The sequence below is a fragment of the Clostridioides difficile ATCC 9689 = DSM 1296 genome (assembly GCF_001077535.1).
GTDB classification, from domain to species: domain Bacteria; phylum Bacillota; class Clostridia; order Peptostreptococcales; family Peptostreptococcaceae; genus Clostridioides; species Clostridioides difficile.
This window is the reverse complement of record NZ_CP011968.1, coordinates 415,874-429,380: the sequence shown is the minus strand read 5'-3', so window position 1 is coordinate 429,380 and position 13,507 is coordinate 415,874. Positions and strand designations below refer to the sequence as shown.

Here is a 13,507-nt window from a genome sequence, read left to right as displayed (position 1 = left end):
TACTTTTAGATTTCTCTTACAATAATTATATGCATTTAAGTGCTACTATTCTTATAATTTTATTAATTCATATTCTTTACTTCCCATACCCATTTCACATGCATAGTCTATTATTCTAGTTCCATTTACATGAGGATGTTCATGTTTGAAAACATCATGACCCATTTCCTTGCAAATCAAATCATAGCATGCTTGTTCAATAGCTACAGGGTCTGTTGATGCTAATATTCCTATATCATGGGCAATTGGTCTACCTGACCAAGGTACACAATCACAAAGTGGAGTTACATTCATAACAAAAGTTATATACCCTACCTTGTCTTTTTTATTTGATACTGCTCCATAAGCGTATTCTGCCATCTTTTCGACAAACACATCTGAGTCACTTTCCCATTGTATAGTTACTGCTCTAGTTGGACAGACAGTTGGACATTCTCCACATCCATAACATACATCAGAATCTATAACTGCTTTTTTATCCACTATACTTATAGCTTTTGTAGGACAAGAATTAACACACTTTCCACAACCTACACACTTCTTTTCCTTTACTACTGGAGTAACATCAGAATGTTGCATTTGTTTTCCTGCTGCACTTGCACATCCCATAGCTAAGTTTTTTAATGCTCCTCCAAAACCTGCTGCTTCATGACCTTTAAAATGACTCATTACTATCATTGCAGAAGAATTATAAATTTCTCCACCTATTTTTACACTTTCAAAATGTTTTTTGTCTATTTTTACATTCTCATAATTTCTACTATATAATCCATCTGCAATTATTACTGGTGCATTTACAACTGCATAAGCAAATCCATTTTCTATAGCAGTTGTAAGATGGTCTACAGAATTTGTTCTACTCCCTGTATACAGTGTATTTGTATCTGTTAAAAATGGCTTTCCTTCGCAGTCTTTAACCTTATCAACCACTTGTCTAACTGCCACAGGACTCATATATGTAGTATTTCCCTTTTCTCCAAAGTGAAGTTTAATTGCGACTTGGTCATTTTTTTCTATTAAATCTTTGAATCCTGCTTCATCAAATAATCTTCTTACATTGTTTGGTACGTTTTTATTTTGCGAATTTGAGTATAAATCACAAAAATATACTTTTGACTTTTCCATATCTACACCCCTTTAAAATATTTACTTATACTAATTTTATCACTTTTAAAGTAATTTTTAGTATATTTTAACATAATTAAATATTCTTATATTTATTTGATACAAATAATATTATTTGTATTATTTTCTACACTTAATTCTATATATTAAAAATCAAAAAGACTTGAAACTTAAGTCCAAGTCTTTTTGATTTTTAGGTGTAGTTTTTAACAACATAAGATTACTTTACCTTGTGATAAAGGTATTATTAAACTGGTTTTTTATTAAATAAAATAACAGCTGCTAGTAAACATACTACAGAAATAAGAACTGTTATAATAATTGGAATAATAAATTCTGGCATTGCCACTTTCCCTGAAATCAAGTCTATATTTTTTGACATCAAGAAATTAGGAGTATAAGGTGCAATCTGTTTAGGAATAGAAATTAAACTCAATAAAAGAGTTGCCACCAATACAAGTAAAACACTGGCAAATGCTGGTCTAAATAGTACACACCCAAGAATTAATACACTAATATACATAATTCCTATAAGCCATAAATTAAATGCTGAAAATATAATATGATTAAGATTTGCAGTTGGCCAAAAATACATTGTATATCCATAAGCAAATAAAAAACTCAACCAAAAACCAATTGTCATAATAATCACCGTAACAGAGAATTTAGACAATACTATAGATGAACGTGATAAACCTTTAGTCAGCATAATAACAAGTGTCCCTTTAGAATATTCATTTGATAAAATATTACAAAAAATAATTAGAGTTAAACTCATACCAAGACCAGAGATATTGCTAAAAAATTGTGTCCAAGAATCTAAAGCAGTTGGTGCAGCAGTAACTTTTAAAGTCGGTGCAAAATGAGCAATCAAGTCTGGCATAAATTTTGCAGAAATAGGACTACTTATACCAAATATTAGAAATAAAATAATTAAACTAAATAATTTATAATTTCTTAAATTCTCTTTAAATTCTTTTTTTGTAAATGCTATGTATTCTCTCACTTTACTACCTCCAAAAATAAATTTTCAAGTGATAATTCTATTAGTTCCATCTTTACTGGACAAAGATTCATTTCTGCGAGTGTAGATATAACTGTTTTTTGTATTGCTTTTATATCTTTACCATGCAAAACAATTTCCATATTAGTTTCTTCTGAATCTTTTAGTAAGGATTTAATACCATCACTAGACTTAAACTTTTGAATTTCATCATTACTTGCAAACTCCAGTAAAAGTCTATCCTTTCCGTGCATACTTTTTATTTCTGAAAGTGTACCACTAAGGGCAATGCTTCCTTTGTTTAATATAGCAACATGGTCACAGATTCTTTCAACATCTGATAGTATATGTGTTGAAAATATTACAGTTGTTGAGTCTTTGATTTTAAGCATAATATCTAATATTTCTTTTCGACCAACAGGGTCAAGTGCACTTGTTGGTTCATCACAAATAAGTAATTTGGGGCGTGAAAGCAAAGCTTGAGCTATACCAAGTCGTTGCTTCATTCCACGAGAAAACCCACCTATTCGTCTCTTTTCATTTCTAAGACCCACAAGTGATAACAACTCTTCACTCCTTATCTGTATTTCTTTTTTTGAAAGTCCCGTAATTTCACCACAAAGAGAAAGATATTCAAGTGGTCTCATATAATTGTAAAACTCTGGAACATCAGGCAGATAACCTACATGACGATTAGAACTTGTTTTCCCATAGGTCACTTTCTCACCACAAACATCTATAGTTCCACTATCTGGTTTAAGTAACCCAAGTACCATTTTCATTGTTGTAGTCTTACCTGCACCATTCTTACCTACAAACCCAAAGACTGACCCTTCTGGTACAGTAAAATTTAAATTATCTATTATCTTTCGATTACCAAAACCTTTTGATAATCCATTTATTGAGACAATATTCATCATTCTTCACCTCTTCCTATTGTAAAATACAAAATTGGTCCTATTAAACTAATAAACAGTACTACAATAATCCATATTGCCTTATTTCCAATTTTATAATTTGGATGTCTCAACACATGAACAAGTGCAGTAATTATAAGTATTAAATCTAAAATAATAACAGGAACCAAAAGTGGTAAGTATTCCATCAAATTTTCCATAATCTTATTCCTCCAATAAAGATAATTTTTCTATAAGAAATTTGTATTCTTTGTTTTCACTTAATACAGAAAACATTGGATTATTTTTAATAGCAGCAACAATACCTGCTTTTACGATTGTATCATCACGTGTAATACCTGTTCCAATTTCAGAAATCCATCTGTCAAGTTTATTAAAAAAGTCATCCCCATGTATTATAATTGGGTATATATCACGTGTTGCTAAATCTACATATTTTCGTAATGATTTAATAGCTCCTTCATTATCACCATGTATTAAATTAATTTGTGCCTGTGTTAAATATGAAGAAAGCATAATAGCAGGAGATAATGTATCAAGCTCAAATATATCTGAAATTGCTAGAATACGTCTTTCTATTTCCTTCATTTGTAATTTATCTGCATTTTGCAAAATACCCACTAGGTTTTGGACTAATGATATAAGGTTCTGATATGCACCAAGTTGAAATGTTTCTCTTGCTTCATCCATTTGGCCATTCATCATTTGCCCCTGTGCAAGAAGTATAGATTCATTTATCATGGGAAAATTGCTGTTTTGCAATAAATCAATCACTTGTATGGGTTGATTTAACAATATATAACAAGTTGCCTCCATACTTTTTGCTTGACGGCAAATATCTATGTCATTACAAGTTTCCTGTATACGAATAAATATTTCTAATGCTTCACTAATTAATAGTTCACGCTTTTTTTCATCTACAATATCATAGTGATTAACTATTAAAAGACCCATCCGAAAAATCAAAGGAAAACATGAATAATATTTTTTTATGATTTCTCTTATTTCATCCATGACTTCATCAAATGGTTTAACCGTAAAGTCTTTGCACAGTTTATTATACAGTTTATTAATATCTTCCTTCATCATTTGAGGTTCATAACATATTAACTCATCAACGGTAATGTTGAAATATGTCGCGAGTTGCGGTAAAAAGGTTATGTCAGGATAGCTTTGTCCAGTTTCCCATTTAGATACAGAAGCTTTAGAAACGCCTATATAATTTGCAAGTTCATCTTGTGTAATTCCTTTTTCTTTACGCTTTAAAATCAGCGTTTTTGCGATGTTTAATTCATTCATGTCAATCCCTCCTTATGTATAATTATATCCTTAAACATGTAAAGCTAACAAGCGATTTGAAGTTGACTTTTGACGAAAAAATCAACCACAGAGAAACAAATAAACAAGTATATAAAATATATATTTAAATTTATATTTAATCTCTTTTGTAAAATATGTAAACTTTGTAAATAAAATCCATATTATATAAAACTAATAGTTAATCTATCTAAATACAGTTTTTATTTATCACGTTTTTAAATATTTTGTGTAAAACCTCTTTTAATATAAACACCTTATTTTCATTTCTCATTTCATATTCTTTTTAAAATACTGAATATAACTCTTCGATTTTCCATTTAATTCTTTTATAAAGTTATTATTCGTATTTATTCCTCTAATTATAACAGGCAACTATCATGTATTGGTATTTGTCTATTATATAAAAATCTATAAAAGAAAAGCAGTCAATCATTTAGATTAACTGCTTGTACATATATCTTATTAAACTGTATAAACTATAATTTTTATTATTCTCCATTTTCATCCCAAGTCATAAATCCCCATCCACTATCTGGATAAGTATCAATAGACTTTTCTCTAATCATATAACCAACTTTATAACACTCTTTTGTTATTTTATTAGATAGTATACATCCTTCTCCATTTATCTAATTCCATTTAATTAACTTTTCTTTTCAACCTTAACTTTTTTAAAATCATCTTTTTTAATAATTTCATACTTATTTTCTCTTCAACATCATCAAATGAGGGTGTCTCAAAATTAACTTTTTACTTCATAAGGCACTCTTTTTTGTATGAAGTAAAATATATTTTCATCATTTCAACAATAAGTAAGAGGCTTATCTCTATTTTGAGACAGCCCCATTTGATGGTGTTGAACATTTAAATAAGGTTGAACTCGTTTTATCTCTCTTTTTAAGATATCTGTAAATTTGCACATAAAGTCTCTTCTTCTTTTACAATTCTAATAGTTTTATTAAAGCCAAAGTATATATCTCCATATTCTTTCGTATATGATTTATTGGTACTCTTTCATCTACTCCATGACCACCAGTTTTATACGCTAAGAACTTAGGTCCAAACGCCACCATATCTTTAAACCAACTTGCATATGTGCCACCACCCATAGCAATTGTATATCCATTTTCATCTGTTACTTCTTCATAGGCTTCTAATAATTTTTTAAGTACTAAATTACTCTCATCCACATAATGTAAGTCTTTATGAGCAATAACCTCTATTTTCCAACCATTACAAAAAACCTTTTTGAATCTATCTATTATGTTATTTAAAACTATATTTTTACCATACCTTATATCTAACTCACATACGATTTTTTCCTCATTTACTTTTAATATTCCTAAATTTAAGGTAGTGTTTTTGAATACCTCATCATATTGATTAATCCCCAATGCATCTCCATAATAATCACTACAAAGGTATTTTGAAACTAATTCTATATCTTCTCTATGCTGAAAATCCATATTATCCTCAACTATCTTTATTACCATTTTAGATATAGCATTTTCTCCCTTTTCAGGATTACTTGCATGTACAGCTACTCCTTTAGTAGTTAACTCTGAAATAATTCCATTAATAATTTTTGCAGTACAATGAGATGGAACAACATTTTCTTTAGTTCCTCCCCTTACTATTATGTAAGGTTTACTTTTGTCAATTTTAATTTCTTTTTCTATCCTTATATGAACCCTTCCTTTTTCTCCATTAACCACTGGATACATAGCATCTGGAGTAAATCCCATACTTGGAATTTCTTCACCTTTATCTAAGTAATATTTGATACATTTCATACCTGTCTCCTCATTTGTACCAAAAATTAATCTTATTCTTTTATTAATTGTAGGATACATATCCTCTATGTTTTTCAATACATGTATAAGCATAGATACAGCACCCTTATTATCTATGACACCTCTTCCATAAATAATATTGTCAATTACTGCTCCCGAAAATGGGTCTACACTCCACCCCTCTCCTGGTGGAACTATATCTAAATGCATTGGAATCCCTATTAATTCCTCTCCCTCTCCAATTTCTGCATATCCAATATAATTATCAATATTTTTAACACTAAAACCTAAACTAGCACAGTAATCTAAAGTTTTATCTAAAGATTTTTTAGGTCCTATACCAAAAGGACATTGTGAAATAGGTTCACCTTGTTGTGAATCAATTTTTATCAATTCTTTTAGAAATTCTATGGTTCTATTTAAACTATTATCTACACTTCTGCTTATATCCATAAATCAACCTACTTTCTATCTTTTTAAAGCCTGTCCTTAAAGAACAGGCTTTTAGCATTAAAAATTATTTTTTTGTAAATACTAATTCACAAACTTCATCATCATGAGCACATTTTTGAGCAAAATCTAATTTAACACCTTGTGCGCAGTCAACTCTTCCATAATCCCCATAACAAGCTAATCTACAAATTTCTTTTCTTTCTTCTTTAGTTAATCCATATTCTTTCCAAGCAGCATCTAATGGACAGTGATGGAATTTTAAAACGCCATTCTCATCTGTATTTTCTACTAATTCCATTTCAAACACTTTTTGTCCTTTACTGTTATATAACATTTCTGCCATTTTTCCTGGAGTATCTGCTACGTTATATTTTTGACCTCTCATTTTACCAAATCCATATATTGCTTCTTTACATATATCATCTGGATTAGCTCCTAATTTTTCAGCTTCTTTCATAAGAAGATAGAACCATACTGCTCTTTCTCCTGTTGCTCCTCTAATTCCTTCTAAATATTCCTTTTCTGTATACATTTTTTCTGACATTTCTTTCTCCTCCTAAAATTAAATTCTATATTTTAATCACTGTGAATTAGAATATTCCAATGAATGACCCTACCAATGCTAATACAACTAAAATTACTAATAACTTAGTTATTGTCCACTTCTTGTATTTCATTCCCCAATATACGAAGAATACAACACCAAGTGGTAATAAACCTGGAGCAATCATATTTAATGTATCTTGAACAACAATTGCTTTACCACCAATATCAAATGATAGCGGAGTTGAAAGCTTAACTGTAGTTGCAGATAATGCTCCCATCATAAACATTCCTAGAATTGAAGCACCATCAATTATCTTATTGACAATACCACCTGATAGAATTTTCTTAATTGAATCTCTACCTAAAGAATATCCTAAATGAAATAAGTAATAACCTTCGCAAAATAGTAATATACTAAACATTATTGGGAAAAATGCACCTATAACACTTCCTTCTGCTCCAAATGAAGCACCTAAAGCTAAGAATATTGTTTGAAATGTACCAAAATCTAAAGTATCTCCAATTCCAGCCAAAGGTCCCATAAGACCATTCTTAACACCTGAAATAACTTCTCCTGGGATTTTTCCTTCAGTAGCTTTCTCTTCTTCCATAGCTAAAACTGTACCGTGAATTAATCCTCCCCATATAGCTTGAGTATTAAAAAATTGTAAGTGTCTCTTTAACGCATCTACTAAATCTTCTTTTCTCTTATATAACTTTTCTAAAGCCGGAGTGAAACTTGCACAAACTGCTAATGCTTGCATTCTTTCAAAAGAGTTGGATAATTCTGCTGTCCACCACCATCTTAGATATGTTTTTGTTACATCTTTCTTTGTAAGTACTCTTGTCTTATTAACTTCAGTTGGACCTTGTCCATTTTTAACTTCTTTATTTTTTATTTCTTGCATTATACTTCACCTACCCTTTTGTCTTCTTTCATAAAGGTAATTAAAAGAGCTATACAAACACCAAATATTGCAGCTGCAGTAATTGATATTTCAAAATATTGAACCATAAAAAATCCTATAATAAACATTGGTAAAAATTTATTTTTACCTATAGTAAATATTGTTGTTGCAAAACCTAATGCAGGTAATATACCGCCCATTACTGTTAATCCATTCATTAACCATTGTGGTATAACATCTAATAATGATTGAACTAAATCTGCTCCAAAAAAGTTACATACAAAAACTATTGGAAACCTTAAAACAAACCCAAATATTAAAGAATAAAGTGTTGCACATCTCCAGATGCCTTTTGTATTACCTTCTTCAGCATACTTATCTGCCTTATGAACCAATACAGCATTACCAGTTCTTCTTAAGTTATTAACTAATACTCCTATAACACCTAAAGGTACCGCAATAGATACTGCAACTTCTGCATTAACACCAGTTTGAAGTGCTACTGGTATTGCAATAAGAGCAGCTAGACATTTATCTGATGGAATATTTCCCCCTGCTGCGACCATTCCTAGATAAACCATTTCTATACTTGCACCAACAATCATACCAGTTGTTACATCACCCCAAAGTAATCCAAGGCTAAAACCTATAAATAAAGGAGACTTTAGTGTTGAGAAAAGGGTATACCCTGCAAGACCTGCTGCAAACCAATACCATAATCCTGTTACAATTGCCAACATCAAAACAGATTCCATTTATAATTCCTCCTAATTTATATTTTTTATTTAAATTTCTTTAACGCATTTTCATATGTCATAGATGATTCCTCTGGTATAACTTGTAGGACTATTTCAACCCCATTTTCATTAAGTTCATTAAGTTGTTCTACATCCTCATTTCCTAATGAAACAGCTGTAAACACCATTTTCTTTCCTGCTTCATTTGGAATACCTCCTAATTGAATCTTTTCATATTTAAGTCCAGCTTTATAAGCCTTATTTGCCATATCAACATTTTTAAATAGAATAAATATATTTTTATCTCCTAAAGTGTTGTTTTGGAATGCTTGTCCCGCATCTTCTGCTGTTAAAATAACTACTTCTACTCCTGATGGTGCTGCCATTTTATATATGTCAGCCATAAATTCATCTTGACCTAAGAAGTCATCAACTATTATTATTTTTTGAGCTTGAGCGATTTTTACCCATTTTGTTATAACTTGCCCATGAATTAATCTGTGGTCTACTCTTACTAATGTTATTTTTGCCATTATATTCACCTCATAATTTATATTTTTTTAAATTCTTTAATTAAATCCACACAAAGGTTATTATTTTTTTTGACGATTCTTTCTGGTAATGTATGTAATTTATCTTCTTTGCTTAATTCTTCATCTACGATTAAAATTGTCTGTAAGCTAAGTCCATTTATTGCATCTATTCCTCTTCTTATAGCAACAGCTATTGCAACACTTGATGTAGATCCTCCATATAAATCTGATATTATAATTTTCACATCTTCTTTATCTACTACTTCTTCAACCTCTTTCATAAATACAGAAACATCTTTTTCAGAACTTAGTGATAAAACTTCATATTGATTTGACAATCCAAAGTTTTTATTTGTTTCTTCTACTAAGACTTTTCCCCAAGTTCCATGGCACAGTATGATTACCTTATATTTATTCATTGCTAAATAAACTCTCCTTTATAGCGATTAATATTTTGGTTTAATTCTACTTCTTCTTCATCAGGTACCATTTGAATTGATACATTAATATTCTTTTTAATAAATTCATCTATTAAAAGAAACTCTTTTTTATTAATGTATACATTTTGAGATATTTTCTTTTTTCCTATTCCTGTAGGTATTCTTCCAACAATAAGTTTTTTGATATTAATCCCTTCTTCTATCATTCTATTTGCAGTATCTAAATTTTTAATTAATACAAAAACGTTATCATCAGCTTGATTATTATAAAAATATCTCCTTGATTCACTTACAGTTAATATTGATAAATCAATATTCTTTGGTGCTGCCATTTTTATCAAACCTTTAGCAATAACATCATTGGTTGTTTCATCATCTACTACTACTATCTTTTTTACACCTAGATGCTTAACCCATTTATATATAACTTGACCATGTATTAATCTATCATCACATCTGCAATATTTTACTAAAGACATTTTTAATCAAACTCCTTTTTCTATTACATTGAGCTAAGAACTTTATTAATATTGTTTATACCAGTTTGTCCTGCTTCAATACATGCTTCTGCTAACTCTTCTAAACTTTTTCCCTCTCTATTAATTAAAGCTTCAAGTAGCATTGGAAGATTTACTCCAGTAAGTGCATGAAACTTGCCACCTTTTTTAAGGTTTAAACTTGCAACATTACTTGGCGAACCTCCTAATAGGTCAGCTAATACTAAAACTCCGTCACCTTCATCTAATTCATTTAACTTTTCTACAAAATTTTTATTTAAGTCTTCAATATTATCATTCCTATTTAGTTTAATTGCTGCTGTTCTTTCTGCTGGTCCTGCAATAAGTTCACAGCTTTTTATAATTTCTTCACTAAAACTCCCATGAGTCATAACTATTATTCCTATCACCAATTTCACCTCACTTTTCTTGTCACTTTTTATATAAGCAATTGCCGTGCCAACTTATGTGTATCAATAACAAATGGCTATTTTACAGGATTTAATCAAAACTTTTTACTCAATTTTTTTTAAAAACTTATTATTTCGATATGTATCAAAAGATTTTTTCAACCTGTATCAAATCTGTATCAAAAAAAGTAAAAAAAAGATAGCCTTTTGGCTATTTTTAAATTTTGTATCAACTTTTGAATTTATCTGTATCATATTGTGATTCAAATATATCTAATATATTTGCATATTCCATATCTGAAATAATTATATCGAATGTCTCTTCTACTAGCTTAAAACTTTCTTTTATAACTAAATATAATTCTTTATTTCTACTAATTCTTTCTTCATATGATTTATAAACTAAAGACTCTTTTATTATTACTCTTTCAATCATACATGAACAATGAAATATAAACTTTACTAAAAGTTCATCTTGAATTACTAAAGAATAGTGTTCACTAATTCTATTAATTACTTCTTTTAATATAAAATAAGCCTTTTCCCCATTTAAAAAAGTCAAAGTTTTACTAATATTATCAATTAGTAATCTATCAAAATATCTACCACCATTATCTTTTTCAGCATATGTAACTTCCATATCTCCATAATGTTTCTTTATAGATTCTATAATATTAAAATATAATTTCTCTAATGTCATTTCTGGAGTTAGAGCCTTTCTAGTTGCTTCTATTACAATAGGTGTACTTACCATATCTATTGCTTTTACTTCTTTTCCTGTAGCATCACGAATAACTTTAGCAAATGTTAAAATAGACCCCATATCAGTTAAAATTAAAATTCCTTTTCCTTTATCAATTTTATTGGCTATTTCTACAGCTTGTACTAAAATATCCTGAACTCTATCTTCTAATCCCATATTAATTGCCACTGCATGGTTACAATCCAGTAAAGTATTGGCTACATTCACCATGCTAGATGCTGTAGATTCACCATGCATTATGACTAATATTGCTATACTCTCCTCATTTAATCCCACATACGATAAATAAAGAAATGTTGCTAAAAAAATTGCTTCATCTTCTGGAAACTCTACTCCATACATTAATGACATGTTAGATAATATTTCTTTTGCTATGTTATATTCATATGCTCTTTCCTTCATAATTTCATCTTTATTAGGATGCTTTACTATATTTCCAATCTTTATTCTTTCAATTAAATTCTGAATATGTAAAGCTATAGCTTTTATTAATTTATCTAATCCTTCTCTTTTGCTCCATTTATCATGCTTTTGTAAAATATATTTTACAGTAGTTGCAATTGAATCATTAACAATGTTGTTATAAGCTGTTTGATTACTACTATTATATATAAAAGTATTCATTAAATTATAGGAATACTTCTGTATGTCTCCATCTATAACACTTCTAATTTGTGACTCTTTAATACCTTCTTGTTGAAGTTTATTCCAAGTTTCTTTTATCATTCCATAAAAATCTAAATCATATTTTTTATTTTCTATTAATAAATTTTCACTTTCAAAATCCTTTTCTTCTGGTAAAAAAATAATATCATCTTTTCCAATAAAACTGAAATTTTGTACAAACTCCTCTTTTCTATTATTTCCATATAATGATTCTCTAATATTATTTGGTAGAAGAGAGAGCCTTACATATACACATTCCCTTTTATAGGTCATATAATCTAAAAAAGCTCTTGCACAAATTAATTGTATATCGCTTTTTAATTGGCCTATATTTCCCTTACACTTATATAAAATAAATGCCTTAATAACTTCTTTTGAAACCTTTAACTTAACACCAATCCTAACACTCTCTTCTTTAAAAAAATAACATATAAGCTTCATTCTCTCTTGAAAGCCTCTTTCCTCTAAAGACGGAATCTTTATAGTTACAGGTATTCTTCTTAAAAACGTTTCCAACATTGCTGTTTCTGGGTCTTCTGTAGTGGCTGCAATTATCATAACTCTACACTCGTGTACCTTATTAGCCTCTCCTAACCTTCTATATATCCCTTTATCCATAAGCAGAAATAGCATTTCTTGTCCCTCTGCAGATAATCTATGAACTTCATCTAAAAACAATACTCCATTATTAGCTTCATGTACAATACCATACTTATCTTTATCAGCTCCAGTAAATGCTCCTTTTACATATCCAAAAAGCTGCGCTAATAATAATTGCTGATTATCAGAATAATCAGCACAGTTAAATATGATAAATGGTGCATTATCACTATCTTCTTTTATAGTTAAACTATACTTATACATATATTCTGCAAATATAGATTTACCAACTCCTGTAGGTCCTATTATTAATGTACTCAACCCCTTAGGTGGATATATTACTGCTGCTTTAGCCTGTTCTATTTGGGACCTTAAACTTCCATCACATCCTACTAAATTAAAAATATTGTTCTCTTTTTTTATACTCTCTAAAATATACTCATCTTTGATAGAATCATTTTCACTATATTCGTTTATAGAGTTAATATTATCAAATATCCCTTTATTTAGTTTCTTTCCTAAAATACTCTCAATACTTTCTTTATATAAGTACTGAACAGGCTTACCCTTTATCTTTATAATAATACTTTCTTTTATTAATTGATTTAATTCCTTACTAGCATTACTTCTATTTATACCTACTTCAGTAGCTATATATTCTGCATCAAATCCAAATCTAATGCCATTATTAAAGTTCAAGTGTTCTTCTGTTAACCTTTTCAAGCAAATTAAAACTTTTTCTTTCCTTGATAGCTTCTTTTGTGTCATAGTTAACCTCCCCTATAAGCAGTAATAC

Annotated in this window: 15 protein-coding genes; all 15 read right to left on the bottom strand. The window is 29.3% G+C overall.

The features are described 5' to 3' along the window. Nucleotides 1–51 precede the first annotated feature (51 nt). On the bottom strand, nt 52–1,125 hold the full coding sequence (locus CDIF1296T_RS02545; protein WP_003435926.1) for a DUF362 domain-containing protein: 1,074 nt from the start codon (nt 1,123–1,125) through the stop codon (nt 52–54). A 247-nt stretch (nt 1,126–1,372) separates the two neighbouring features. Beyond that, the gene (locus CDIF1296T_RS02540) at nt 1,373–2,131 is read right to left on the bottom strand and encodes an ABC transporter permease (protein ID WP_009895369.1); all 759 of its coding nucleotides are present in this window, start codon (nt 2,129–2,131) and stop codon (nt 1,373–1,375) included. Beyond that, a complete protein-coding gene (locus tag CDIF1296T_RS02535) occupies nt 2,128–3,048 on the bottom strand; it encodes an ABC transporter ATP-binding protein (RefSeq protein ID WP_018112707.1) in 921 nt (306 codons plus the stop codon). Before CDIF1296T_RS02535 ends, CDIF1296T_RS02540 begins: the two co-directional genes overlap by 4 nt. Further along, nucleotides 3,045–3,245, bottom strand: coding sequence for a PLD nuclease N-terminal domain-containing protein (locus tag CDIF1296T_RS02530; RefSeq protein ID WP_003425157.1), 201 nt, complete (start codon nt 3,243–3,245; stop codon nt 3,045–3,047). Before CDIF1296T_RS02530 ends, CDIF1296T_RS02535 begins: the two co-directional genes overlap by 4 nt. A 4-nt stretch (nt 3,246–3,249) precedes the next feature. After that, a complete protein-coding gene (locus CDIF1296T_RS02525) occupies nt 3,250–4,344 on the bottom strand; it encodes a helix-turn-helix domain-containing protein (RefSeq protein ID WP_003435932.1) in 1,095 nt (364 codons plus the stop codon). Nucleotides 4,345–4,853: 509 nt separating this feature from the next. Then, on the bottom strand, nt 4,854–4,976 hold the full coding sequence (locus CDIF1296T_RS20195) for an immunity protein Imm33 domain-containing protein (protein ID WP_225722741.1): 123 nt from the start codon (nt 4,974–4,976) through the stop codon (nt 4,854–4,856). A gap of 327 nt (nt 4,977–5,303) precedes the next feature. Beyond that, nucleotides 5,304–6,611 carry a M20 family metallopeptidase gene (locus tag CDIF1296T_RS02515; RefSeq protein WP_009895367.1) on the bottom strand — a complete coding sequence of 436 codons (1,308 nt, stop codon included), beginning with the start codon at nt 6,609–6,611 and terminating at the stop codon, nt 5,304–5,306. Nucleotides 6,612–6,675: 64 nt separating this feature from the next. Further along, nucleotides 6,676–7,155, bottom strand: a complete 480-nt coding sequence (locus CDIF1296T_RS02510; protein WP_003435938.1) for an L-2-amino-thiazoline-4-carboxylic acid hydrolase — start codon at nt 7,153–7,155, stop codon at nt 6,676–6,678. Nucleotides 7,156–7,201: 46 nt separating this feature from the next. Further along, on the bottom strand, nt 7,202–8,065 hold the full coding sequence (locus CDIF1296T_RS02505) for a PTS system mannose/fructose/sorbose family transporter subunit IID (protein ID WP_003435940.1): 864 nt from the start codon (nt 8,063–8,065) through the stop codon (nt 7,202–7,204). Then, a complete protein-coding gene (locus CDIF1296T_RS02500) occupies nt 8,065–8,820 on the bottom strand; it encodes a PTS mannose/fructose/sorbose/N-acetylgalactosamine transporter subunit IIC (protein WP_003425166.1) in 756 nt (251 codons plus the stop codon). Before CDIF1296T_RS02500 ends, CDIF1296T_RS02505 begins: the two co-directional genes overlap by 1 nt. Before the next feature lie 26 nt (nt 8,821–8,846). Further along, the gene (locus tag CDIF1296T_RS02495; protein ID WP_003425168.1) at nt 8,847–9,335 is read right to left on the bottom strand and encodes a PTS sugar transporter subunit IIB; all 489 of its coding nucleotides are present in this window, start codon (nt 9,333–9,335) and stop codon (nt 8,847–8,849) included. Nucleotides 9,336–9,352: 17 nt separating this feature from the next. Further along, nucleotides 9,353–9,754 (bottom strand): PTS sugar transporter subunit IIA, encoded by a 402-nt coding sequence (locus CDIF1296T_RS02490; protein WP_003425169.1) that lies wholly within the window; start codon nt 9,752–9,754, stop codon nt 9,353–9,355. Between the two features lie 2 nt (nt 9,755–9,756). Continuing rightward, complete coding sequence (locus CDIF1296T_RS02485; protein ID WP_003435943.1) at nt 9,757–10,254, bottom strand: PTS sugar transporter subunit IIB; 498 nt, start codon at nt 10,252–10,254, stop codon at nt 9,757–9,759. 23 nt (nt 10,255–10,277) lie between these two features. Next, nucleotides 10,278–10,682, bottom strand: coding sequence for a PTS sugar transporter subunit IIA (locus CDIF1296T_RS02480; protein ID WP_003421030.1), 405 nt, complete (start codon nt 10,680–10,682; stop codon nt 10,278–10,280). A 229-nt stretch (nt 10,683–10,911) separates the two neighbouring features. Beyond that, on the bottom strand, nt 10,912–13,479 hold the full coding sequence (locus CDIF1296T_RS02475; protein WP_003435945.1) for a sigma-54-dependent transcriptional regulator: 2,568 nt from the start codon (nt 13,477–13,479) through the stop codon (nt 10,912–10,914). Between the last annotated feature and the right edge of the window lie 28 nt (nt 13,480–13,507).